Source organism: Sphingomonas sp. SORGH_AS_0870 (assembly GCF_031453175.1).
Classification (GTDB): domain Bacteria; phylum Pseudomonadota; class Alphaproteobacteria; order Sphingomonadales; family Sphingomonadaceae; genus Sphingomonas.
Map to the genome: position 1 here is coordinate 277,121 of NZ_JAVIYW010000002.1, position 23,981 is coordinate 301,101.

At 69.6% G+C, this 23,981-nt stretch carries 24 protein-coding genes and 2 pseudogenes; 16 read left to right on the top strand and 10 right to left on the bottom strand.

Translation table 11 applies throughout. The annotated features are described in order from the left end of the window. Positions 1–22: 22 nt before the first annotated feature. Positions 23–1,882: an AsmA family protein gene (locus QE363_RS01695; RefSeq protein ID WP_309691233.1), complete on the top strand. Its 1,860-nt coding sequence runs from the start codon at positions 23–25 to the stop codon at positions 1,880–1,882. A 137-nt stretch (positions 1,883–2,019) separates the two neighbouring features. On the opposite strand, the gene QE363_RS01700 is transcribed toward QE363_RS01695, so the two are convergent. Together QE363_RS01700 and tsaD are read right to left on the bottom strand one after the other, a co-directional pair. Beyond that, complete coding sequence (locus QE363_RS01700; protein WP_309691236.1) at positions 2,020–2,997, bottom strand: NAD(P)H-dependent glycerol-3-phosphate dehydrogenase; 978 nt, start codon at positions 2,995–2,997, stop codon at positions 2,020–2,022. Then, on the bottom strand, positions 2,994–4,019 hold the full coding sequence (tsaD, locus tag QE363_RS01705; protein ID WP_307101706.1) for a tRNA (adenosine(37)-N6)-threonylcarbamoyltransferase complex transferase subunit TsaD: 1,026 nt from the start codon (positions 4,017–4,019) through the stop codon (positions 2,994–2,996). The genes QE363_RS01700 and tsaD overlap by 4 nt, the downstream gene beginning before the upstream one ends. Before the next feature lie 66 nt (positions 4,020–4,085). On the opposite strand from tsaD, the gene hemC reads away from it, so the two are divergent. From hemC to QE363_RS01725, 4 genes are read left to right on the top strand one after another with little or no spacing between them, the layout of a single operon-like run. Next, positions 4,086–4,997, top strand: a complete 912-nt coding sequence (gene hemC / locus QE363_RS01710) for a hydroxymethylbilane synthase (protein WP_309691241.1) — start codon at positions 4,086–4,088, stop codon at positions 4,995–4,997. Positions 4,998–5,001: 4 nt separating this feature from the next. Beyond that, the gene (locus tag QE363_RS01715; protein ID WP_309691244.1) at positions 5,002–5,685 is read left to right on the top strand and encodes a uroporphyrinogen-III synthase; all 684 of its coding nucleotides are present in this window, start codon (positions 5,002–5,004) and stop codon (positions 5,683–5,685) included. Continuing rightward, positions 5,682–6,638: a hypothetical protein gene (locus QE363_RS01720; RefSeq protein WP_309691247.1), complete on the top strand. Its 957-nt coding sequence runs from the start codon at positions 5,682–5,684 to the stop codon at positions 6,636–6,638. The genes QE363_RS01715 and QE363_RS01720 overlap by 4 nt, the downstream gene beginning before the upstream one ends. Before the next feature lie 56 nt (positions 6,639–6,694). After that, positions 6,695–7,447: a hypothetical protein gene (locus tag QE363_RS01725; RefSeq protein WP_309691250.1), complete on the top strand. Its 753-nt coding sequence runs from the start codon at positions 6,695–6,697 to the stop codon at positions 7,445–7,447. 435 nt (positions 7,448–7,882) lie between these two features. Here the strand turns inward: QE363_RS01725 and QE363_RS01730 are convergent. Continuing rightward, a pseudogene (locus tag QE363_RS01730) lies at positions 7,883–10,199 on the bottom strand (DNA translocase FtsK). On the opposite strand from QE363_RS01730, the gene QE363_RS01735 reads away from it, so the two are divergent. The 4 genes from QE363_RS01735 to QE363_RS01750 are packed head-to-tail and all read left to right on the top strand — an operon-like array spanning position 10,099 to position 12,518. Beyond that, positions 10,099–10,314, top strand: a complete 216-nt coding sequence (locus tag QE363_RS01735) for a hypothetical protein (protein WP_309698254.1) — start codon at positions 10,099–10,101, stop codon at positions 10,312–10,314. The pseudogene QE363_RS01730 and the gene QE363_RS01735 overlap by 101 nt on opposite strands. A 10-nt stretch (positions 10,315–10,324) precedes the next feature. Next, the gene (locus QE363_RS01740; protein WP_309691253.1) at positions 10,325–11,539 is read left to right on the top strand and encodes a UbiH/UbiF/VisC/COQ6 family ubiquinone biosynthesis hydroxylase; all 1,215 of its coding nucleotides are present in this window, start codon (positions 10,325–10,327) and stop codon (positions 11,537–11,539) included. Positions 11,540–11,557: 18 nt separating this feature from the next. Then, complete coding sequence (locus QE363_RS01745; RefSeq protein WP_309691255.1) at positions 11,558–11,971, top strand: VOC family protein; 414 nt, start codon at positions 11,558–11,560, stop codon at positions 11,969–11,971. Further along, complete coding sequence (locus QE363_RS01750; protein WP_309691257.1) at positions 11,955–12,518, top strand: MAPEG family protein; 564 nt, start codon at positions 11,955–11,957, stop codon at positions 12,516–12,518. The genes QE363_RS01745 and QE363_RS01750 overlap by 17 nt, the downstream gene beginning before the upstream one ends. A gap of 122 nt (positions 12,519–12,640) precedes the next feature. Here QE363_RS01750 and QE363_RS01755 read toward each other — a convergent pair whose 3' ends face one another. The 4 genes and pseudogenes from QE363_RS01755 to gltX all read right to left on the bottom strand — a co-directional run bounded on the left by QE363_RS01755 (position 12,641) and on the right by gltX (position 15,726). Beyond that, a complete protein-coding gene (locus QE363_RS01755) occupies positions 12,641–12,808 on the bottom strand; it encodes a Trm112 family protein (RefSeq protein ID WP_309691260.1) in 168 nt (55 codons plus the stop codon). Beyond that, positions 12,805–13,410, bottom strand: a complete 606-nt coding sequence (locus QE363_RS01760) for an LON peptidase substrate-binding domain-containing protein (protein WP_307101727.1) — start codon at positions 13,408–13,410, stop codon at positions 12,805–12,807. Before QE363_RS01760 ends, QE363_RS01755 begins: the two co-directional genes overlap by 4 nt. A gap of 6 nt (positions 13,411–13,416) precedes the next feature. Next, positions 13,417–14,313, bottom strand: coding sequence for a tetratricopeptide repeat protein (locus tag QE363_RS01765; RefSeq protein ID WP_309698040.1), 897 nt, complete (start codon positions 14,311–14,313; stop codon positions 13,417–13,419). 86 nt (positions 14,314–14,399) lie between these two features. Beyond that, positions 14,400–15,726 (bottom strand): annotated as a pseudogene (gene gltX, locus QE363_RS01770) (glutamate--tRNA ligase). A 97-nt stretch (positions 15,727–15,823) separates the two neighbouring features. On the opposite strand from gltX, the gene QE363_RS01775 reads away from it, so the two are divergent. Continuing rightward, positions 15,824–16,759, top strand: coding sequence for a ribose-phosphate pyrophosphokinase (locus QE363_RS01775; RefSeq protein ID WP_309691267.1), 936 nt, complete (start codon positions 15,824–15,826; stop codon positions 16,757–16,759). A gap of 193 nt (positions 16,760–16,952) precedes the next feature. Here the strand turns inward: QE363_RS01775 and QE363_RS01780 are convergent, their stop codons facing one another. Beyond that, positions 16,953–17,285, bottom strand: a complete 333-nt coding sequence (locus QE363_RS01780; RefSeq protein WP_307101732.1) for a pilus assembly protein PilZ — start codon at positions 17,283–17,285, stop codon at positions 16,953–16,955. 26 nt (positions 17,286–17,311) lie between these two features. Further along, on the bottom strand, positions 17,312–17,845 hold the full coding sequence (locus tag QE363_RS01785) for a sterol desaturase family protein (protein ID WP_309698042.1): 534 nt from the start codon (positions 17,843–17,845) through the stop codon (positions 17,312–17,314). 195 nt (positions 17,846–18,040) lie between these two features. Between QE363_RS01785 and sucC the strand changes: the two genes are divergently transcribed. The 6 genes from sucC to QE363_RS01815 all read left to right on the top strand — a co-directional run bounded on the left by sucC (position 18,041) and on the right by QE363_RS01815 (position 22,781). Further along, entirely contained in the window at positions 18,041–19,240 is a 1,200-nt protein-coding gene (sucC, locus tag QE363_RS01790) for an ADP-forming succinate--CoA ligase subunit beta (RefSeq protein WP_309691271.1), read from the top strand. Between the two features lie 153 nt (positions 19,241–19,393). After that, positions 19,394–20,143 (top strand): electron transfer flavoprotein subunit beta/FixA family protein, encoded by a 750-nt coding sequence (locus QE363_RS01795; RefSeq protein ID WP_309691274.1) that lies wholly within the window; start codon positions 19,394–19,396, stop codon positions 20,141–20,143. After that, positions 20,140–21,069, top strand: coding sequence for an electron transfer flavoprotein subunit alpha/FixB family protein (locus tag QE363_RS01800; protein WP_309691277.1), 930 nt, complete (start codon positions 20,140–20,142; stop codon positions 21,067–21,069). The genes QE363_RS01795 and QE363_RS01800 overlap by 4 nt, the downstream gene beginning before the upstream one ends. Before the next feature lie 185 nt (positions 21,070–21,254). Next, a complete protein-coding gene (locus tag QE363_RS01805; RefSeq protein ID WP_405053156.1) occupies positions 21,255–21,563 on the top strand; it encodes an acylphosphatase in 309 nt (102 codons plus the stop codon). Next, positions 21,557–22,021: a membrane dipeptidase gene (locus QE363_RS01810; protein WP_309691280.1), complete on the top strand. Its 465-nt coding sequence runs from the start codon at positions 21,557–21,559 to the stop codon at positions 22,019–22,021. The genes QE363_RS01805 and QE363_RS01810 overlap by 7 nt, the downstream gene beginning before the upstream one ends. Beyond that, positions 21,903–22,781: a membrane dipeptidase gene (locus QE363_RS01815; protein ID WP_309691283.1), complete on the top strand. Its 879-nt coding sequence runs from the start codon at positions 21,903–21,905 to the stop codon at positions 22,779–22,781. The genes QE363_RS01810 and QE363_RS01815 overlap by 119 nt, the downstream gene beginning before the upstream one ends. Here the strand turns inward: QE363_RS01815 and QE363_RS01820 are convergent. Beyond that, the gene (locus tag QE363_RS01820; protein ID WP_309691285.1) at positions 22,735–23,940 is read right to left on the bottom strand and encodes an MFS transporter; all 1,206 of its coding nucleotides are present in this window, start codon (positions 23,938–23,940) and stop codon (positions 22,735–22,737) included. The two genes, QE363_RS01815 and QE363_RS01820, sit on opposite strands and share 47 nt — an antisense overlap. Positions 23,941–23,981 lie beyond the last annotated feature (41 nt).

Consider the following 23,981-nt stretch of genomic DNA (forward strand, 5'->3'; position numbering starts at 1 on the left):
CCGGTCTGCGCGTCCCGTCGTCATGATTCAGGTGAAGAATCGCCCGGAGGGGCGGCGGCGCTGGGTGAGGATCGCGGTGGGGGTGCTGGTCGCGCTGCCGCTGTTGCTGGTGCTGGTCCTGGCGGTCTTTCCCTGGGGCATGCTGCGCGGGGCGGTGACGCGCGAGGCGACCGAGCGATTCGGGCGGCCGGTGACGATCGGTTCTGTCCACCGGGTCGACGCGATCGGCTTTCACCCCGTCATCGCGGTCGAGGATCTGCGCATCCCGCAGGCCGACTGGGCGGGCCGCGGCGATTTCGTCCGCCTGTCGCGCGCCGAAATCCGTTTCTCGGTCTGGCCGCTGCTTACGGGCCGCTTCAAACCCGAGGATATTCGCGTCTCGGGACTGCGGCTGGCGCTGGTCCGCGACAAGCAGGGCCGGACCAACTGGTCCCGCCCCGGCGAGCCGGAAGAGGGGGGCAGCTCCACCGATCTCCAAGGGCTGACCATCACCGACGGCGTGGTCGGATATCGCGACGCCAAGCAGGACCGGACTGCCACGCTGCGCATCGCCGCCGATCCCGACAAGGGCGTGCGGGCCGAGGGCGACGGCACGGTGCGCGGCGCGCCGGTCCGCATCGCTTTTACCGGCGCGGCGGTGAAACCGGGGCGCTGGCCCTTCCAGGCGACGATCAGCGGCACGCAATTGTCGATGAAGGCGACCGGCACGATGGCCCGGCCGCTCGATACCGATGCGATGACGCTCGACCTGACGGCCAAGGCCGACGACCTGAAGCGGATCGACGCGGTGATCGAGGCGGGGCTGTTCCAGACCGGCGCCGTCGAACTGGCCGCGCATGTCGAGCATCAACGCCCGCGCTGGACGATCACCAACCTCAAGGGACGGATCGGACGCTCCGACCTGAGCGGCCGGCTGACCGTCAACAAGCGGCAGGGGCGCACCATCCTGGACGGCGACGTCACCGCGCGGCAGCTGGATTTCGACGACCTGTCCTCGCCCGAGGGGCTGGCCGAGGCCGCCGCGCTCGAACGGCGGATCGGGCCGCGCCTGGTGCCCAACACCCGGATCGACATCGGCAAGATCGATACGACCGACGGCATCATTGCCTTCCGCGTCGGCCGGGTGGTCAGCGCCAAGGGAGCCTCGCCGATCACCGGATTCACCGGGCGGATGGCGATGGACCATCAGCGGCTGACGATCGACCGGATTCGCATGACCCTGCGCCAAGGGGTAGTGACCGGCCGCGCGGTGATCGACCAGCGCGGCGGGCGCAAGGTGCCGCAACTGACGCTGGACCTGCGGCTGAGCGGGGCGAGCGTCCTGTCGCTGTCGGGCCAGACCGAGATCACCGGACAGGTCGCGGCGCGGGCGAAGCTGGCGGGTGCGGGCGAGACGGTGCGGGACGCCATCGGCCGGTCGAGCGGGCGGATCGGGCTGGTGGTGGCGAACGGCTCGCTGCCCGATCGCTATGCGGCGGCGCTGGGGTTCGATGCCGGGGCGGCGCTGATGGCGGGATCGTCGGAGCGGGCCAATCTGCGCTGCCTGATCGTCGGGGTGGACATGCGGAACGGCACTGGCCGCGCCGATCCGCTGATCGTCGACACCTCGCGCAGCCGGCTGGACGGGACGGGCACCGTCACCTTCCCCGACGAGCGGCTGGCGCTGCGGCTGACCGGCGCGCCCAAACAGGGCGGGGTGTTGCGCCTGGCGGGGGCCGCGACGGTGACGGGCACGCTGGAGAAGCCCGACCTCGTCATCCCGAAGGAGGTGAAGTCGGTCGGCAACATCTTCAAGTCGATCGGCCGCGCGATCACCGGCGATTCGGGGCCCAAGGCACAGAATGCGGCATGCGGGGCGCTGGCGCGGCAGGTTTTGCGGTAATTTCGCCTCCCCCGCTCCTCCCGCGCTCCGTTCGGCCTGAGCGCAGTCGAAGGCCACGCCATCATGCCAGCCAAGGGGTTTGCTGGCGGTGGATTCCCTTGGCCTTCGACTTCGCTCAGGCTGAACGGAACTTGGGATCAGTGCCCCTCGGCCTTGAGCGGCCGGGCCAGCAGCATGCCGATGATGTCCTTCACCGCCGCTCCTTCCAGCAACCGGCACACAGCCGCGCAGACCGGCATGTCGACTCCCGCCTCCATCGCCGCCTGGCGCAGCACGGGGGCGGTGAAGGCGCCTTCCGCCACGGTCCGCCGGTCGGCCAGCAGCTCCGCTGCCGAGCGGCCCTGCCCCAGCCCGACTCCCAGTGAGAAATTGCGCGACGCGGTCGACGAACAGGTCAGCACCAGATCGCCCAGGCCCGACAGCCCGGCCAGCGTCTCGGCACGACCGCCGCGCGCCAGCCCGAACCGCGTCATCTCGGCAAAGCCGCGCGCGATCAGTGCGGCGCGCGCATTCTGGCCCAGCCCCGCGCCCTCCACCACGCCGCAGCCGATGGCGAGGACGTTCTTGATCGCGCCGCCAATCTCCGCCCCCGTCACGTCGTCGGTGGCATAGGGTCGGAAATGCGGCGCGGCGATGCGCGCGGACAGGCGTTCGCGCAGCGCGGGCTCTTCGCAGGCCAGCGTCACCGCAGTCGGCAGCCCCGCCGCCACCTCATGCGCGAAGGTCGGCCCCGACAGCACCGCGATCGGCGCGTCGGGATGGAGCGCGCGGGCCACCTCGCCGACCAGCCGCCGCGTCCCCGCCTCGATCCCCTTGGAGCACAGGACCAGCGGCGTCGCGCCGACCGGCATCGTCGCCAGCACCGGGCCCACCGCCTGGGCGGGCGTGACGACGAGCAGCGCATCCATATCGGCCATGGCCGCCGGATCGCTGACCGCCTCGATACCCGGCGACAAGGCGATGTTCGGCAGATAGAGCGGATTGGCATGGGTGGTGTTGATCGCCTCGGCCACCGCCGGGTCGCGCGCCCAGAGCCGCACCGGCCGGTCGCCATAGGCGGCGACCTGCGCCAGCGCGGTGCCCCAGGCCCCCGCCCCGATCACCCCGATCCTCATGCCTTCACCCCCGCGCCGCGCACCGCCTCGGCCGCCGGATCGAGCGGCCAGCGCGCCCGCGCCGGCGTGTCGAGCGGATCGGTCAGCCCTTCGCGGAACCGCTCGACCCCCGCCCAGGCGATCATCGCGGCATTGTCGGTGCACAGCCATAGCGGCGGCGCGACGAAGCGCAGGCCATGCTCGGCGGCGAGCGACTCGAGTGCGCCCCGGATCACCCCGTTCGCCGCGACCCCGCCCGCCACGACCAGCGCGGTGACGGGGGGAACCTCGGCCAGCGCGCGGCGGGTGCGGTCGAGCAGACAATCGACCACCGCCTGCTGGAAGGATGCGGCGATATCCTCTGGCCGGTGATGCCCGACCGCGCGTGCGACCGCGCTCTTGAGGCCCGCAAAGGAGAAATGCGGCTCGGCCGCGCCCTTCAGCGGGCGGGGCAGCGGCACCGCATAAGGATCGCCCTCGCGCGCCGCCGCCTCGACGCGCGGACCGCCGGGATAGCCGAGACCGAGCAGCTTGGCGGTCTTGTCGAACGCCTCGCCCGCCGCGTCGTCGATCGTCGTCGCCATCCGGCGATAGCGCCCGACGCCCTCGACCAGCAGCAGCTGGCAATGCCCGCCCGACACCAGCAGCAACAGATAGGGATAGGCCAGCTCGCGATCGGACAGGCGCGGCGACAGGGCGTGGCCCTCCAGATGGTTGACCGCGATCAGCGGCTTGCCCGCCGCATGCGCCAGCGCCTTGCCGGTGACGAGGCCGACCATCACCCCGCCGATCAGCCCGGGCCCGGCGGTCGCGGCGATGGCGTCGACATCGGCCAGGGTCACGCCCGCATCGGCGAAGGCGGCCGCGACCAGCGGCTCCATCGCCTCGACATGCGCGCGCGCGGCGATTTCGGGGACGACGCCGCCGAACGGGGCATGCGCCGCCTCCTGCCCCAGCAGACGATGCGCCAGCACGCGCCCGTCATCGGTGACGAGTGCGGCGGCCGTCTCGTCGCACGAGGATTCCAGTCCCAGGATCAGCATGGCCGACCCCATACCCCCTCGCATCCTTATTGTCGAAGGGGGGCGTATTGCGGCAAAGGCCGGACCATGGTTCGTTTTCGGCTCGGTACGCGCGGTTCGCCGCTGGCCCTCACCCAGGCGCGGATGGTGCGCGCCGCGCTGGCGGAGGCGCAAGGGTGGGACGAGGACGCGGTCGAGATCGTGCCGATCAAGACCACCGGCGACCGGGTGCAGGACCGCGCGCTGGCCGAGATCGGCGGCAAGGCGCTGTGGACCAAGGAACTGGACCGTGCGCTGTTCGACGGCGAGATCGACGCCTCGGTCCATTCGATGAAGGATGTCGAGACGGTCCGCCCCGACTGGCTGCACATCGCCGCGATGCTGCCGCGCGCGGATGTCCGCGACCGGCTGATCGGCGCGGAGACGATCGCGGGCCTGCGTCCCGGCGCGGTCATCGGCACCAGCAGCCCGCGCCGCCGCGCGCAGCTGTTGTCGCACCGGCCCGACCTGACCATCACCCTGCTGCGCGGCAATGTCGATACGCGGCTTGCCAAGGTGGCCAGCGGCGAGATGGACGCCACCCTGCTCGCCGCCGCCGGGCTCGACCGGCTGGGGCGCGATGTCGGCCACGCCGTGCCGACCGACCAGATGCTCCCCGCCCCCTCGCAAGGCGCGGTCGGGATCGAGACGCGCGCCGACGATGCCGCCGCCACCATGTTGATCGGGTCGATCGACCATGCCGAAACCCATGCCTGCGTCATGGCCGAACGCGCGCTGCTCGCCGCGCTTCAGGCGGATTGCCACAGCCCGGTCGCGGCGCTCGCCTCGCTGTCGGGGGAAATGCTGACCCTGCGCGCCGAACTGCTGGCCGAGGACGGCTCGGCGCGGGTGAGCGGCTGGGTCGAGGGCGGGCTGGACGAGGCGCTGGGCGCGCGGCTGGCGACCGATCTGCTCGACCGCGCGCCGCCCGTGGTGCGCCGCTTGTTTGCCGGCGGCTGAGGCGATGACGGTCGTCGTGGTCCGGCCGGAGCCCGGCAATGCCGCGACGATCGCCGAACTGCGCGCCCAGGGGCTGGCGGCGCGCGCGCTCCCCTTCTTCGCGGCACAGGCACTCGCCTGGACGCCGCCCGCGCCGGACGATGTGGGGGCGCTGCTCTTCACCAGCGCGCAGGCGGTGCGGCTGGCCGGACCGGGGCTGGCCGCGTTCAGCGACAAGCCCGTCGTCGCGGTCGGCCCCGCCACCGCCGAGGCGGCGCGTGCGGCGGGCCTGACGGTGGCGCTGACCGGCGAGCGCGATGCAGCCGCCGTGGTCGAACAGGCCCGCGCGGCGGGGCTGGCCCGGCTGCTCCATCTGGCGGGGCGCGACCGGGTGGAGACGGGGGCGATGGTCCGCATCGTCTATGCCGCCGAACCGGTGGCGGTCGACCGGGACGCAGTCCGCGCGCTGGCGGGGACGGTCGTGCTGCTCCATTCGGCGCGCGCGGCGGCGCGGCTGGCCATGCTGGTCGACGATGCGGGGGTTTCGCGCGGGGCGGTGGCGATCGTCGCGATCAGCGCGAAGACGGCGGCGGCGGCGGGCGAAGGCTGGGCGGCCAGCCGGATCGCCGCCGCCCCGCGCGACGCCGCGATGGTCGCCGCCGCGCGGGCGTTGACCCGGACCGCCGCCACGGGGATAAGCGGGGCATGAACGAATTCGCGCCTTCCGACCGACCGCCGTCGCGCGGGCCCCGTACGGGCGCGACCATCGCGCTGGTCCTGCTCGCCTTTGCCGCCGGGTTGCTGCTGATGGCCTATGCGATGCGCCACCTGAGCTGGTTCGGCGGCACCACCGCCACCGCGCCGCACGCCACCGCCGCCAAGTCCGGCACCGCGACCGATACCGCCGCCACCGAGGCGGCGCATGCCGCCGCCGATCCGGTCGCGCTCGCCACCCGCGAAGCCGCGCTGGCCGCGCAACTCGCCACGCTGGAGGCGCGCGCCGCCGCGATCGCGACCGACTCGACGGCGGCGGGCACCCAGGCCGCCCGCGCCGAATCGATCCTGGTCGCCGCCGCCGCACGGCGCGCGATCGATCGGGGGCAGCCGCTGGGCTATCTGGAGGAACAGCTCCGCATCCGCTTCGGGGGCAGCGAGCCGCGCGCCGTGTCCGCGCTCATCATGGCCTCGCACCAGCCGGTGACGCTGGAGACGCTGCGCCAGGGGCTGGACACGCTGGGGCCCGACCTGATCGTCAATACCAGCAATGGCTGGTGGGAAGGGCTGCGGCAGGAACTGGGTCGTCTGATCGTGATTCGCGAGGCGACGGCGCCCTCGACCAATCCCACCGAGCGGCTGGCGCGCGCGCAGCGGCTGCTCGACGGCGGACAGGTCGAGGCCGCGCGGGCCGAAGTGACCCGGCTGCCCGGCGCCGCCACCGCCCAGACCTGGCAGCGCGCCGCGCGGCGCTATGTGCTGGCCCGCCATGCGCTCGACCTGATCGAGAATGCCGCGCTGGTCGCCTCGATCGCCACGCCGTCGCCGATCATCACCAGCCCGGTGACGGTGCCCGGCCCGGCGGCCGCGACGGGCAATCCCCCGCCCGCCGCCGAGGACACCACGCCCCCGCCAACTACCTCCGCGCCGACCACGCCGTCCATCTGAACGGAGCCCGATCGCGGCCGACGCGTTGGTCCGGGGCAACCCTCCGGAGATATGCGATGATCCGCTCCCCCTATTGGATCGCCCTTGGCATCGCCCTGCCGCTGGCGGGGTGCGGCGATGGCGGTGAGGCGGGGAGCCTGCGCAACGGCGCCGCGACCCAGGCCCCCGCGCCGACCGCCAGCCCGGCGGGCACGCCCCGCACCCTGCCCGCCCCGATCAAGACCGCCACCGAGCCGGACCGGATCCTGGCCTGCGCGGCCGAGCGGGGTCGCGCCGCCGCCGACCGGCTGGTGAGGATCTGCACCTCGGTCAGCCCTGCCACCCATCCGCCGTGCAACGTGGCGAATAGCTGCGCGATGATCGAGGACGAGATCGCCCGCAGCTGCGCGCTGCTGGGCGACGATGCCGCGGCCACGCCGGGCTGTTCGGTCGCCCCCAAGAGCGACGCGGCGGCGGCGGCGGTCGTGCGGCGCTATTACGCGGCGATCAACGCGCACGACTATGCCACCGCCTGGACGCAATGGGGCCCCGATGGCCGTCCGGGCCAGCGCTTCGCCGATTTCCAGAAGGGCTTCGCCCGGACCCGCGCGACCAGCGTGACGATCGGGCAGATGCCGCCCAGCGAAGGGGCGGCGGGATCGATCTATGCGACCATTCCCGTCACCGTCGATGCGCAGCTGACCGATGGGCGGCAACAGCGTTTCGCCGGGCAATATGTGGTTCGGCGGGTCAACGACGTGCCGGGCGCAAGCGCGGACCAGCTGCGCTGGCATATCGATTCGGCGATGTTGAAGCCGGTCGCACCGTAAGCCCATCCTTCCGTCCGGCCCGAGCGTCGTCGAAGGCCTGGGGAATCCCGCGTGGTGAGCGGCGAGCGTACCCTTCGACTTTGCTCTGTGCGAATGGAGACTGGGGGTAATTGCCCGCCCCGCCCCTGAAACAGAGGGGTCGCGTGGATTCAGCGCAACGTCATTGCCCCCCCAGGGTCTATCGCCACCCAGCGATGTCTTCCCTTCCCTCGCCCCTCGCAGAGGGGAGAGGGTTGCGCAGACTTGGCCTTTGCGAGAGCAAAGGCTTAGTCGGAGCTGGGTGAGGGGTGGGCGCTCGCTCCGCGAGCGCGCGAGCCTTTGGGCTCGCTCAACCCCTCACCCAAGCTGCGCTAGCCAGCACGCTGGCAAGCTCCGCTAACCCTCTCCCCTGGACAGGGGAGAGGGGAAGAAGCAATTCTGAACGGCGATCCGCCCCTAGATCGGATGCCCCTCGGTATCGCGCAGCACTTCGCGGCGACCGACATGGTCCGGCCGGCCGACGATGCCGTCGGTCTCCATCCGCTCGATCAGCCGCGCCGCCGAGTTGTAGCCGATGCGCAACTGCCGCTGGAGCCAGGAGGTCGAGGCCTTCTGGCTTTCGCACACCAGCTGGATCGCGGCGCGATATTGCTGGTCCTCGGCCGAATCCTCGCCCGTGGGTGCGCCGTCCAGCGCGAAGCTCTCCGCCGGTTCCTCGGTGACCGAGGAGATATAGTCGGGCTGGCCCTGCGCGCGCCAATGGTCCGCGACCCGGTGCACCTCGTCGTCCGAGACGAAGGGGCCGTGGACGCGCACGATGCCCTTGCCGCCGGGCATGTAGAGCATGTCGCCGCGCCCCAGCAGCTGCTCGGCGCCCTGCTCGCCCAGGATGGTGCGCGAGTCGATCTTGGAGGTGACGTGGAAGCTGATCCGGGTCGGCAGGTTCGCCTTGATGACGCCGGTAATGACGTCCACCGACGGACGCTGCGTCGCCATAATCAGGTGGATGCCCGCCGCGCGCGCCTTTTGCGCCAGCCGCTGGATCAGGAATTCGACTTCCTTGCCCGCCGTCATCATCAGGTCGGCCAGCTCGTCGACGATCACCACGATCTGCGGCAGCGGTTCGTATTCGAGCTTTTCCTCCTCATAGACCGGCTGGCCGGTCTCGGGGTGATAGCCGGTCTGGACCTTGCGGCCGAGCGGCTGGCCCTTGGCCTTGGCCGCGCGCACCTTGTCGTTGAAGCTGGCCAGGCTCCGCACGCCGACCGAGGACATTTGCCGATAGCGGTCCTCCATCGTCTCGACCGCCCATTTCAGCGCGCGGACCGCCTTGGCCGGATCGGTGACGACCGGCGACAGCAGATGCGGAATGTCGTCATACATCGACAGTTCGAGCATCTTGGGATCGATCATGATCATCCGGCACTGCTCGGGCGTCAGGCGATAGAGCAGCGACAGGATCATGCCGTTGAGGCCGACCGACTTGCCCGAACCCGTCGTACCCGCGACCAGCAGGTGCGGCATCGGCGCCAAGTCGGCGACGACCGAGTCGCCCGCGATATTCTTGCCCAGGATGATCGGCAATTGCGCGGCCTGGTCGGCAAAGCTCTGCGACGCGACGAGTTCGTGCAGCGACACCATCTCGCGCTTGGCGTTGGGCAGTTCGATGCCGATGACGTTGCGCCCCGGAATCACCGCGACGCGCGCCGAGATGGCCGACATGTTGCGCGCGATGTCGTCGGCCAGCGCGATGACGCGATTGGCCTTGATGCCGGGCGCCGGCTCCAGTTCGTACATGGTGACGACCGGGCCGGGGCGCACCTCGACGATCGAGCCCTGGACGCGGAAATCGTCGAGGACGTTTTCCAGCAACCGCGCATTGCGCTCCAGCGCCGCCTTGTCGATCGTCCCCGCCGGAGAGGGCGGCGCGGGGGTCAGCAGGTCGAGGCCGGGGCAGCTGATAGGGCGCGTCGCGATCCGCCGCCGCCTTGGGCCGCGCGGGCGCAGGCGCGACCTGCCGGTCGGCGATGACGGGGGCGGGGCGATCCTCGCGCACCGGCACCGCCTTGCGCGCCAGGGTCAGCGGCTCCTCTTCGTCCTCCTCGTCGTCATAGAGCGCCGCGTCCTCATCGTCCCAGGCCACGCCCTCGCCATCCTCGCTCAAGGCGCGACGGCGGCGCAGGCGCGCCAGCCCGCGCTCGGCGATGTCGAGTTCCAGGCTGCGTCCCCAGATCAGCGCGCCGCCGACGCCCAGCGCCAGCCCGATCGCCGCCGATCCCCAGGTGACGACCGCCGCCTGTCCGCTGAACGCCAGCGCCCAGCGCACCAGGTTCGCCACCGACAGGCCGATCACCCCGCCCCATCCGGCGGGCAGCGCCAGCACCGCCGAGTCGGAGACGAAGGATAGCGCGCACGCCATCATCGCGGTGCCGATCACCGCCTGGCGCAGCATCCGCACCCAGCGCCCCGCCGGGCGGTCGCGCCACAGCCGGGTCGCGACGATCGGCCCGACCGGCAGGATCAGCGCGACGGCGGGCCCGAACAGGGTCAGCGCGATATCGGCGATCCACGCGCCGGGCAGCCCCATCCAGTTGGCGGGGGCCGCGCCCGACGCGGTGTTGAGCGCGGGATCGCTGGCGCGGTAGCTGGCCAGCGCCAGCACCAGCATCAGCGTGACGGCGAACAGCGCGATCGCGGCGACCAGCGCGCCGCTGCGCACCGCGCCCGCCTTCACCGTCTCGCGCCATAAAACCGGCTGCGCGCGGCTGGCCATGGGATGTAATCCTTCAGGAATGTCCGAAAATGCGGGAAAATTCATCGCCCCTGACGGTTCCTACGTCAAGGCGCGGGACGGTCTGCACATTGTTTGCCGCCGCATGAAGGTCTAGGAGCATGGGCATGGATAGCGACGTCATCATCCTCGGCGGCGGCCTGGTCGGCGCGACTCTGGGTGTCGGTCTGGCCGCGCATGGCCTGTCTTCGATCATCGTCGATCCGGCCGATCCGGCGGTCGTGCTGGCCCCCGGTTTCGACGGGCGCGCCTCGGCGGTCGCCTCGGCCAGCTGGCGGATGCTCGATGCGATCGGGATCGGCGCGAAGCTGGCGGGCAAGGGTTGCGAGATCCGGCACATCCGGGTCAGCGACGGGCTGGAGCCGGGCGCGCTCGACTTCATCCCCGATGCCGATGACGGCGCGCTGGGCACGATGTTCGAGAACAAGCTGCTGCGCCGCGCGATCCACGAGGCCGCCAACGAGGCCGAACGGGTCGACCTGCGGATGCAGACCCGCGCGGTGTCGGTCGAGCGTGGCCCGGCGGGCGTCACCGCGATTCTCAGCGACGGCACCACCGTCCGCGCGCCGCTGCTGGTCGCCGCCGAGGGTCGCCAGTCGCCGACGCGCGAGGCGGCGGGGATCAAGGTCGCGCGCTGGTCCTATGACCATAAGGCGATCATCAGCGCCTTCCACCATGAGGTGGCGCACGAGAATATCGCGTTCGAGATCTTCTATCCCAGCGGCCCGTTCGCGCTGCTGCCCCTGCCCGATGACGAGATCGGGCATCGCTCGGCGATCGTCTGGTCGGTGCCGGGGCGCGACGGCGACGCGATGCTGAAGCTGTCCGACCGCGCCTTCCTCGCCGAAGCGGAGAAGAGCATGGGCGGATTCCTTGGTACGCTCAGCCATGCGTCCGCGCGTTCGGCCTATCCGCTAGGCTTCCACCGCGCCGCGACGATGACGGGCGAGCGGCTGGTGCTGGTCGGCGACTCGGCGCATGGCATCCACCCGATCGCGGGCCAGGGCGTGAATCTGGGCTATCGCGATGTCGCCGCGCTGGTCGAGGTGCTGGTCGAGGGCAAGCGGACCGGCATGGACCTGGGGGATGCCGCGCTGCTCCAGCGTTATCAGCAGTGGCGCGGGCTCGACACGCTGATGGTCTCGGTGGCGACCGACAGCTTCAACCGCATCTTCGGCGTCCCCGGCAAGACCGCCAGCGCGGTCCGGCGGCTGGGCATCACCGCGATCAACCATATCCCGCCGCTCAAGAACCGCTTCATGGCCGAGGCGCGCGGCGAGACCGGGCAGCTGCCCCGGCTGTTGCAGGGCGTGATGGTGTAACCGATCAGGAGCGATTCGATGCGGCACGAGATCATCCCCTGCCTCCGGTACGAGGATGCCCCGCGCGCCATCGAATTTCTCTGCACCGCCTTCGGCTTCGTGCGGCAGGCGGTCTTTGCCGATCCCGACGATCCGACCATCATCCATCATGCCCAACTGGTGTGGCAGGACCGCATGGTGATGGTGTCGAGCGCGCTGTTCACGCCCCATGCCGTCGCGGCGGGATCGAAGACGCCGACCCAGGCGGGCGGGGTGACGATGGACCTGTATCTGGTCGTCGCCGATGTCGATGCCCATGCCGACCAGGCACGCGCCGCGGGTGCGACGATCATCGCCGAGCCCGAGGACAAGCCCCATGGCGGCCGCGGCTATGCCGTGCGGGACCCGGAAGGCCATGTCTGGAGTTTCGGCAGCTATGATCCCTGGGCCTGATTATCCCACCCGACCCGTCCGCCATCCGATCCGCGACCGCCGCCAGACCGGCGTAGCCCGTGGCATGGCCGCCGCGCTGTCGGTCGTGCTGTTGACCCTGGCGGTCAGCTTGAGCCTGGGCCATCCCCTGTCCGCGACCGACCGGGTGCTGCGCGCGGTGGCGGCTTCGACGGTCGCGGCACTGTGGCTGGCGGCGGCGATCGGCCATGTCGCGGCGCTGCGCTTCGACTCGCCCGCCGATATCGACAGCGCGGCGAGCGGCAGTCCCGATTCGCCGCGAGTAGCGGTGGCCATTGCGGTGCTGCGCAACACGCTGGAACAGGTGGTGCTGGCGATCCCGGCCTATCTGGCGCTCGCCTGGGTGGTGGAGGGATCGGGGGCGATGGTGCCGATGCTGGCGGCGTTGTTCTCGGTCGGGCGGACGCTGTTCTGGGCGAATTACGCGCGGGGTGCGACGGCGCGGGCGTTTGGATTTGCGCTCACCTTTTATTCCAGCGTGGCGGCGCTGGTCATCGTGCTGGTAGCGTTGCTGGGCAGACTCATCTGACCAGCCCCCACCCTCCGTTCAGCCTGAGCGAAGTCGAAGGCTAAGGGAAACCTTCGCAATGAGCGCGGAACGTGCACTTCGACTTCGCTCAGTGCGAACGGAGGTGCGGTGCAGAGTGGGGATCAGAGTTCCCGCGCTTCCTCGACCAGCATCACCGGCACGCCGTCGCGGATCGGATAGGCCAGCCCCGCCGCCTCCGACACCAGTTCGCGCGCGGCCTCGTCATAGCGCAGCGGCGTCCGCGTCACCGGGCAGACCAGCCGTTCGAGCAGCCAGGGGTCCAGGCTCATTGCAGCGTCACCCGATCCTCGCCGTCATGGCGACCGAAAAATTGCATCAGCTGGATGATCAGCTCGGCGCGCTGCTCCAGATCGGGCGCCTCGAGCAGCGCCTGCTTGGCGGCGATGTCGAAGGGCGCGATCTGCGCGATGCCGTTGACCAGGCTCTCGTCATCCAGCCGCCCGACCGCGTCCCAGTCGACCGCATAGCCCTGAAGCTCGGCGAAGCGGCGCGACTCCTGCTCCAGCGAGGCGCGGCGGCCGAGCGACAACAAATCCTCGTCCACGACCGGCAGCAACTCCGCCTCGACCTGGCGGAAGGGCGTCGTCACCGTCAGCTCGCGGACGATGCGGAACAGCGACACCCCCTCCAGCACGAGGTTGTAGCGGCCATCCTCCATCGCCTCGACCTCGGCGATGCGGCCGACACAGCCCATCTGGTAGAGGCTGGGCGTATCGCCATCGCCCGAGGGCTGGACCATGCCGATCCGCCGGTCGCGCGCCATCGCGTCGGAGACGAGCGCCCGGTAGCGCGGCTCGAAGATGTGCAGCGGCAGCGGCATCCCCGGAAAGAGGATCGCACCCGCCAGCGGAAAGATCGAGAGCCGCGCCATGGGGCGTTATCCGAACAGGATGGCGGACAGCCGCCGCCGCTGCTGCGACACCCAGGGATCGGTCAGGCCGACCACCTCGAACAGCTTGAGCAGCTGCTGGCGCGCGGCGTCCTCGTTCCAGCTGCGGTCGGCGGCGACGATGTGGAGCAGATTGTCCGCCGCACCGTCACGGTCGCCCGCCGCCATCTGCGCGTTCGCCAGCGCGAACCGCTTCTCGTGATCATCCGGATCGGCCGCGACCTCGGCCGCCAGACCGGCATAATCCGCCGCCGGCGGGGCCGAACGCGCCAGCGCGACGGCGGCCATCGCGCGGTGGATGGCGGGGTCTTTGGCCAGCTCCTGCGGCAGCGCCTCGGTCGCGGCCTCCGCCTCCTCGATCCGACCCGCGCCGAGCAGCGCGCGGATATGCCCCGACAGCACGGCGGGATGGTCGGGCGCCATGTCGAGCAGCTGCTGGAAGATCGACACCGCGCGCTCGGCGTCACCGGCCTCCAGCACTTCCTCGCCCATCGCGATCAGCGGTTCCAGCTCGGCCGCCGCGTCCGCCGCCTCCGACTGGATCGGCAACTGCTTGAGCAGCTGGTCCAGCGTCGCACGCAGCGCGCTGTCGGTACGTGCGCTGGTCAGGTCGGCGACCAGCTGGCCCTGGAACATCGCATAGACGGTGGGGATCGAGCGGATCTGGAATTGGTTGGCGATGAACTGGTTCTTGTCGGTGTCGATCTTGGCCAGCACCACGCCCTTGTCGGCATAGTCGGCCGCGACCTTTTCCAGCGTCGGGCCCAGCGCCTTGCACGGCCCGCACCATTCGGCCCAGAAATCGAGGATGACCAGCTTGGTCATCGACGGCTCTACGACATCGCGGCGGAAGGCGGTGACGGCCTCCTTCTCGGCGGGCGACATTCCCAACGTGGCCAAAAGACGCTCCTTTACGTGTTGCCCACCCTATGTGGGCGAGGGCGGTCGGTAATGAAAGGCCGAAGCCGCAATCAGCCGTTCAGCCGTGCGATCGTCCGGTCGCGCCCGATCAGCGGCAGGAGCGCGGCCATGTCCGGCCCCTGCGCGCGGCCGGTCAGCGCGAGGCGCAGCGGCAGGAACAGCGTCTTGCCCTTGCGCCCCGTGGCGTCCTTCAGCGCGGCGGTCAGCGCGTGCCAGGGGTCGTTCGCCCAGTCGATCCGCGCGGCGACCTCCGCCGCCTGCGCCAGATAGGCGCGGTCGTCCCCGGCGGGCTCCGGCGCATCGACCGGCCCCTCGATCACCTGCCACCAGTCCGCCGCCTCGGCGACGGTGGCGAGGTTCGGGCGCACCGCCTCCCATTCCGCCTCGCCCATGCCGGTGGGCAACCGCTCGGCGACCGCTCCATAAGGCGTCTGGTGCAGGATACGCGCATTCAGCTGCGCCAGTTCGCCCTCGTCGAACCGCGCGGGCGCCCGGCCGAAGCGCGTGAAGTCGAACCCGGCGATCAGCGGCGCCATGTCGGCGACCGGCTCGACCGGATCGCTGGTCCCGATCCGTGCGAGGAGCGCGCGCACCGCCTGCGGTTCGATGCCGATCTCGCGGAAGTGATCGACGCCCAGCGAGCCGAGTCGCTTGGACAGCTTGCCCTCGTTGCCGGTCAGCAGCGCGGCATGGGCGAAGCGCGGCAGTTCGGCCCCCAGCGCCTGGAACATCTGGATCTGGAGCGCGGTGTTGGAGACATGGTCCTCGCCACGCACCACCTGGGTCACGCCCATGTCGATATCGTCGATGACCGAGGGGAGCATGTAGAGCCACGTCCCGTCCGCCCGGCGGATCACCGGATCGCTCATCGTCGCGGGGTCGAAGCGCTGGGCCCCGCGCACCGCATCGTCCCATTCGATCACCGCGCCGTGATCGAGCTTGAACCGCCAGTGCGGGCGAACGCCCTCGCCTTCCAGCTTCGCCCGATCCTCGTCGGTCAGGGCCAGCGCGGCGCGGTCGTACACCGGGGGGCAGGCCGCGCCCGAGCTGAATCTTGCGCTTCAGGTCGAGCTCCTGCGCGCTTTCATAGGCGGGATAGACATGGCCGCTCGCGACCAGCTCGGCAAAGCGCGCCTCGTATAGCGCGAAACGCTGCGACTGGCGGACCTCCGCATCCGGGATCAGCCCCAGCCACTGCAAATCCGCCCGGATCGCATCGACATAGCGTTCCTCGCTCCGCTCGGCATCGGTGTCGTCGATGCGCAGCAGGAAGCGCCCGCCGGCCTTTCGCGCATATATCCAGTTGTGCAGCGCGGTGCGGATATTGCCGACATGCAGCCGCCCGGTGGGCGAGGGAGCGAAACGGGTCACGGTCATGCCTGGCGCCATAATCCGGGAATCGCCTTTGCGCTATTGTGACAGCGCGATTAAAGGGGCCGCGAGTAACGGGCTGTCTGCGGGGACGGGTGACACCATGAAATTGATGACCGGCAATTCCAACCTGCCGCTGGCGAAGGCGATCTCCTCCTATCTGGAGGTGCCGCTGACGGAAGCGCTGGTGCGCCGCTTCGCCGACGAGGAGATCTTCGTCGAGATCCAGGAGAATGTGCGCGGCGAGGACGTGTTCGTGATCCAGTCGACCGGCTATCCGGTCAACGACAACCTCATGGAACTCCTCATCATGATCGACGCGCTGAAGCGCGCGTCGGCCAGCCGCATCACGGCGGTGATCCCCTATTTCGGCTATGCCCGCCAGGACCGGAAGCCTGGGCCCCGCACGCCGATCTCGGCCAAGCTGGTGGCGAACCTGATCACCGTCGCGGGCGCCGACCGCGTCCTGTCGGTCGACCTGCACGCCGGGCAGATCCAGGGATTCTTCGATATCCCGACCGACAATCTCTATGCCGCGCCGGTCATGTCGGCGGACATTCTGGCGCGGTTCAAGAACGACAATCTGATGGTCGTGTCGCCCGACGTCGGCGGCGTGGTCCGCGCGCGCCAGCTCGCCAAGCGGCTCAACAACGCGCCGCTCGCCATCGTCGACAAGCGTCGCGAGCGCGCGGGCGAGTCGGAGGTGATGAACATCATCGGCGACGTCGAAGGGCGCTTCTGCATCCTGATCGACGATATCGTCGACTCGGCGGGCACGCTGTGCAACGCGGCGGCCGCTTTGCGCCAGGCGGGGGCGCAGGACGTCGTCGCCTATGTCACCCACGGCGTCCTGTCGGGCGGCGCGGTGGCGCGCGTCGATGGTTCGGAACTGCGCGAGCTGGTCATCACCGACTCGATCGGCAACCACGACTCGATCGGCACCACCGCCAAGATCCGGCACCTGCCCATCGCCCCGCTGCTGGGCGAGGCGATCAAGCGCATCGCGGACGAGACGAGCGTGTCGAGCCTGTTCGATTGAGTCTTTGACGGGTGCAAGTCGCATGCGTTTCGTGCGCGGCTGGCCCCCACCCCAAACCCCTCCCCCCTACCGGGAGGAGGGGCTTAGAATACACGCAAGCCGGTCGAACCAGGCACGCCCCTCCCGCAGGCGGGAGGGGATGGGGGAGGGTCGAGTCTAGGCGAGACGATCACGGCGCCCGCTCTAGAAGGAGTCAGCGATTGCCCAGCGCGACGATATGCTCGAACACCGCCGGGTGAAGCGGCTTGGAAAAGGCACAGCCATATTTGAACCGGTCGCGCCAGGCGATCACCGCCTCCAGCGGGGCGAGCCCCGGCAGGGTCAGCCAAACGATCGTACCCGGCCATAGGGTGAAGCTGGTCTCGGCCCGGAAGCCCTCTTGCGACAGGTCGACCACGTCGATCTCGAACCGGGTCTGCCCCTTGTCGCGCAGATGGGCCCGCATCCGCACCGCCTGCCGAAGCGAGCGGCGAAGTTCCTGGCCTTGGACGGGCTCGAAGGGCGGTGTGAAGACCGGTTTTTCCATGACGCTCCCGCTATGGCCAAACAAGGTTACTTTTCCGTCAACGCGGCATCCCGGACGTCCGCCGCGCCGGCCGGTCGCCGCACCCCGGCATGCGCCCGGCGCTTCAACTCCGCCTTCAACGCTTCGGGGCGCGGCGCGACCAGGAAACCGAAACTGACCGTGCCCTGCTTGGTTTCCACGACATGGTGCAGCCGATGCGCCTGGATGATCCGCTTCATGTAATCGGACTTGGGCAGATAACGGGTCGGCAGTCGCTTGTGCACGATCACGTCGTGGAACCCGAAATAGATTGCGCCATAGGCCGCGATCCCTGCCCCGATCCAGGTGAAGCCGCTCCACCAGCCCAGCTGCGCGCCGCCCAGGATCATCACGAAGGACGGCACGGCGAAGATCGCCGCGTACAGGTCGTTCAGCTCCCAGTTGCCGGTGCGCGGACGATGATGGCTTTCGTGCAGGAACCAGCCCGGCCCATGCATGATCCAGCGATGCGCCGCATAGGCGAATCCCTCCATGAAGATCACGGTGCCGAGGAACAGGAGAATGCCGAGAGCCCAGTGCATCGGACCGATATAGAACAGCCGCACGGAATTTGCTCGCATTTCCATACATCGCGCGGATCGAACGGCATGACGCGCCGCATTTCGCACTTGCGATGCAATTGCAATAGAACGCTTTCGGGGTGGATTTGTGGCCCGGCCTGTGCTTTAGCGCGAAGCAATTTCCCTAGAACCACCCGAGAGGCGGAAGGCTAGCGCATGAACATCCACGAATATCAGGCCAAGGAATTGCTCGCCAAGTTCGGCGTGCCCGTCCCCGCCGGCTTCGCCGCGATGACCGTCGAGGAGGCCGTCGAGGCGTCGTCCAAGCTCCCCGGACCGCTCTACGTCGTCAAGGCGCAGATCCATGCGGGCGGCCGCGGCAAGGGCAAGTTCAAGGAACTCGGCCCCAACGCCAAGGGCGGTGTCCGCCTGGCCAAGACCGCCGAGGAAGTCCGTGCGCACGCCACCGACATGCTGGGCAACACGCTGGTCACCATCCAGACCGGCGAAGCGGGCAAGCAGGTCAACCGCCTGTACGTGACCGACGGCGTCGATATCGCCAAGGAATTCTACCTCGCGCTGCTCGTCAACCGCGCGACCGGCCGTGTCTCGATGGTCGCCTCGACCGAGGGCGGCATGGACATCGAGACCGTGGCGCATGACACGCCCGAGAAGATCCACTCGATCGACATCGACACCGCGACCGGCTTCATGCCGCATCACGGCCGCGCCGTCGCCGCCGCGCTGGAGCTGACCGGCGACCTCGCCAAGCAGGCCGCGAACGTCGCGTCGAAGCTGTACGCCGCGTTCCTGGGCACCGATGCCGAGCAGATCGAGATCAACCCGCTCGCCGTCACCGAGGACGGCAAGCTGATGGTGCTCGACGCCAAGGTCGGCTTCGACGGCAACGCGATGTTCCGTCACAAGGACCTGATGGAACTGCGCGACACCACCGAAGAAGACGCGATGGAGCTGGAGGCGTCGAAGTACGACCTGGCCTACATCAAGCTCGACGGTGACATTGGCTGCATGGTCAACGGCGCCGGCCTCGCCATGGCGACGATGGACATCATCAAGCTGAACGGCATGTTCCCGGCCAACTTCCTCGACGTCGGCGGCGGCGCGAACAAGGAGAAGGTCACCGCGGCGTTCAAGATCATCCTGAGCGATCCGGCCGTGAAGGGCATTCTGGTCAACATCTTCGGCGGCATCATGCGCTGCGACATCATCGCCGACGGCATCGTCGCGGCGGCGAAGGAAGTGAACCTGCAGGTTCCGCTGGTCGTCCGCCTCGAGGGTACGAATGTCGAGAAGGGCAAGGAAATCCTCGCCAATTCGGGTCTCGCCATCGTCCCCGCCAACGATCTGGGCGACGCCGCCAAGAAGATCGTCGCCGAGGTTCAGAAGGTCGCCTAAACCGCACCTTCGGCCCTGACGGACCGATATAGGGGGGCTCGGGCGGAAACGTCCGGGCCCCTTTCTCGTTGGTCGGGCGTAACTCTTGCGATGCGGTCGCAAGCCCGCCAAAGACGGCGGCATGATGGGCTATCCAGCCGGGAAGGAATCGCGATGAAGATCGTCGTGCCCGTGAAGCGGGTGTTGGATTATAACGTGAAGCCGCGCGTGAAGGCGGACGGGACGGGCGTCGATCTGGCGAACGTGAAGATGAGCATGAACCCGTTCGACGAGATCGCGGTGGAAGAGGCGATCCGGCTGAAGGAGAAGGGGGCGGCGACCGAAGTGGTCGTCGTCTCGATCGGCGAGCCCAAGGCGGCGGACACGCTGCGCACCGCGCTCGCCATGGGCGCGGACCGGGCGATCCTGATTACCGCCGACCAGGCGCCCGAGCCGCTGGGCGTCGCCAAGCTGCTCGCCAAGGTGGTCGAGGAGGAACAGCCCGGCCTCGTGATCCTGGGCAAGCAGGCGATCGACGGCGACAACAACCAGACCGGGCAGATGTTGGCGGGCCTGCTCGGCTGGGCGCAGGGGACGTTCGCGTCGAAGGTCGAGATCGAGGGTGACAGCGCCAACGTCACCCGCGAGGTCGATGGCGGTCTGGAGACGGTGGCGCTGACGCTGCCTGCGATCGTCACCACCGACCTGCGCCTCAACGAGCCGCGCTATGCCTCACTGCCCAATATCATGAAGGCCAAGTCCAAGCCGATGGCGACCAAGACTGCGGCCGATTACGGCGTCGACATCGCGCCCCGGCTGACGATCACCCATGTCGCGGAGCCCGGCAAGCGCCAGGCGGGCGTCAAGGTCGGCTCGGTCGATGAGTTGGTCGAGAAACTGAAAGCACTGGGAGTGGCCAAGTGAAGACGCTGGTTTGGGTCGAGCATGACGGCGGGACCGTCAAGGATGCCACGCTGGCAACCGTCACGGCGGCCGCCAAGCTGGGCGAGGTGCACTTGATCGTCGCAGGGCAGGGTGTGGACGGCGTCGCGCAGGCCGCCGCGAAGATCGTGGGCGTCGGCAAGGTCCATGTCGCCGACGATGCGGCATACGCCAACGCGCTCGCCGAGAATGTCGCGCCGCTGGTGGCCGAGTTGATGGGGCATCACGACGCCTTCCTCGCGCCGTCGACCACGACGGGCAAGAATATCGCCCCGCGCGTCGCCGCCCTCATCGACGTGATGCAGATTTCGGACATCCTGTCGGTCGAGGGGCCGGACAGCTTCACCCGCCCCATCTATGCGGGCAATGCGATCGCGACCGTCAAGACCAGCGACACCAAGCTGGTCCTGACCGTCCGCACCACTGCCTTTGAAAAAGCGGCGGCCGAGGGTGGCTCGGGCACCATCGAGGCGGTCGGCTCGACCGGCGATGCGGCCAAGTCCCGCTTCGTCGGCGCGGAAAAGGCCGAGAATGCCCGGCCCGAGCTGACCAGCGCCAAGGTCATCGTCTCGGGCGGCCGCGCGCTGGGCTCGGAAGAGCAGTTCCACGCGCTGATCGATCCGCTCGCCGACAAGCTGGGCGCGGCTGTCGGCGCATCCCGTGCGGCGGTCGATGCGGGCTATGCCCCCAACGACTATCAGGTCGGCCAGACCGGCAAGATCGTCGCACCCGAAGTCTATGTCGCGGTCGGTATCTCGGGCGCGATCCAGCATCTGGCGGGGATGAAGGACTCTAAGGTCATCGTCGCGATCAACAAGGACGAGGATGCGCCGATCTTCCAGGTGGCGGACATCGGTCTGGTCGGCGATCTTTTCACCGTCGTCCCGGAACTGACCGACAAGGTCTGAGAATAGTTGGCGCGGAGGACGCGGAGAGGGTTTCTCCTCCACGGAAACCAACATTCCTCCCCGGCAAGGGGAGGTGGCAGGCCGAAGGCCTGACGGAGGGGTGTCAGCGCCAACGAGAGTGCGACACCCCTCCACCAGCTTCGCCGGTCCCCCTCCCCTTGCTGGGGAGGAATAAGAACTTCCCTTTGCCCGCCACCCGCGCGACACTTGCCGCCATGATCGGCCGTCATCTTCGCATCACCGGACGCGTGCAGGGCGTCGGATATCGCTACTGGTTCCTCGGCCGTGCCGAAGCGCTGGGGCTGACCGGCTGGGTTCGCAACCGGGACGACGGCTCGGTCGAAGCGGTGGTGCAGGGCCCCGAGGACAAGGTCGCGGCAATCGTCGCCGAGGCCCGGTCGGGACCACCCGCCGCGCGGGTCGATCAGGTCGACACGATCGGGCAGCCGGTCGATGCCATGCTCACCCGATTCGAGCAGCGGCCGACATGCTGATCGCGCTTTTCCTCGCCCAGGCCGCCGATCCCGCCGTCACGCGCCGCGTCGACTCGGTCCTGGCCCGTGCGCCGATCGTCGACGGGCATAACGACCTGCCCTGGGAGTTGCGCGACACGGGCGTCACCCCCGAGTCGCCCTCGCTCGCGACCGACACCGCCGCGCTGCCCCATCCGCTCCAGACCGACCTGCCTCGGCTGAAGCGGGGCGGGGTCGGCGGGCAATTCTGGTCGGTCTGGATTCCCGCCGACGTCACCGGCCCGCGCGCGGTCGAGATGACGCTGGAACAGATCGACCGCGTCCACCGCCTTGTCGCCCGCGCATCCCGACCGGATGGCGATGGCGCGCACCGCCGGGGACGTCCGCCGGATCGCGCAGACGGGCCGCGTCGCCTCGCTGATCGGGGTCGAGGGCGGGCATCAGATCGACGGGCGGCTGTCGGTGCTGCGCCAGTATAAGGCGCTCGGCGTCGCCTATCTGACGCTGACTCATGGCCGCAGCCTGGCCTGGGCCGATTCGTCGACCGATGCCCCACACGCCAACGGGCTCAGCGCCTTTGGCCGCGCGGTCGTGGCGGAGATGAACCGGATCGGCATGATCGTCGATGTCGCGCATGTCTCGGACGCGACGATGGCGGCGGTGCTGGACGTCAGCAAGGCGCCGGTCATCGCCTCGCACTCCGACGCGCGCGCGTTGGCGGATGCGCCGCGCAACATCCCCGACGCGCTGCTCCGCCGGATCGGCGCGGGCGGCGGGGTGGTGATGGTGAATTGCTATCCCGCCTTTCTGTCGAGCGCCTGGCGGGCCTGGGACGCGCGGCGTACGGCATTCGCGAAATCGGTCGGCGTGCCCGCCAATGTCTATGGCGCGCGCAGTCCCGCGCCGCTGGTCGCCTGGGACGCCACGAACCCCGCCCCGCGCGTGACCGCGACGATGGTCGCCGACCATATCGAGCATATCGCCCGGATCGCAGGGCGCGGCGCGGTGGGCTTCGGCGGCGATTATGACGGGATCAACGGCACCGGGCCGGAGGGGATGACCGGCGTCGAGGGCTATCCGCTGGTGCTGGCCGAGCTGGTCCGGCGCGGCTGGAGCGATGCCGATCTCGCGGGGCTGACCAACGGCAATATCCTGCGCGTGATGGCGCGGGTCGAGGCGGTGGCGAAAGACCTCAGTGCGACAGCACCGGACGATTCGATCGATCCGCTGGCCCGCTGAGCGTGTCTCCGGCGAATCGCATCGCGACCAGCCAGATCGCAAAGCCGCCCAGCGCCAGCCCGCAGCCGACATAGCCGGTCGAGGTCCAGCCCAGCCCGTGTGCGATCGCCAGGCCGCCTGCCCAGGGGCCGATGGCATTGGCGGTGTTGAACGCCGAATGGTTGAGCGCGGCGGCCAGCCCCTGCCCCTCGCCCGCCACGTCCATCAGCCGCGTCTGGAGCACCGTGCCCAGCGCGCCGCCCAGCCCGATGGCGAAGACATTGGGCAGGATCGTCCACAGGCTCCCCGCCGCCAGCGGATAGAGCGCCAGCATCGCCGCCGACCAAAGCAGCAGCCCCCCGGCCGTCGGCATCAGGGCACGGTCGGCGAAGCGCGGCACGACGATATTGCCGATCGTCATGCCCAACCCGAAGACCGCCAGCACCAGCGGGATGGTCGCGGTGGACATGCCCGTCACCTCGGTCAACGTCGCGGCCAGATAGGTATAGACCGCGAACATGCCGCCGAAGCCGATCGCCCCGATCGCCAGCGTCAACCAGACCTGCCCGCGCCCCAGCGCCGCCAGCTCGCGCCGGATGGTCGCGCCCTCGTCCGGCCGGTCATGCGGCGCGGCGATCCAGACCAGGGTCGCGGTCAGCAGCGCGAGCCCCGCGACCACCCCGAACACCCAGCGCCAGTTGAGCCACTGCCCCAGCATCTGCGCCAGCGGCACGCCGATCACCGTCGCCACCGTCAGCCCCAGCATGATCCGCCCGACCGCGACCGTCCGCCGATCCTCGGGCACCAGCGAGGCGGCGACCAGCGCGGCGATCCCGAAATAGGCGCCGTGCGGCAGCCCGCTGAGAAAGCGGAAGAACAGCATCCAGTGATAATCGGGCGCCAGCGCGGACAGGCCGTTGCCGACCGCGAACATCAGCATCAGCGCGATCAGCAGCGTGCGCCGCGCCAGCCGGGCCGACAGCACCGCCAGCATCGGCGCGCCCACCACGACGCCCAGCGCATAGGCGCTGATGACATGGCCCGCAGTCGGCGCATCGATGCCCAGCCCGCGCGCCAGATCGGGCTCCAGGCTCATCGCGGCGAATTCGGTGGTACCGATCGCAAAGCCGCCCACCGCCAGCGCGGTATGGACGATGCCGGGGGGAAATGTCCGCGCCATGAAGATGTCCTTTCCCCTTTTATATGTTGCAGCGCAGCACG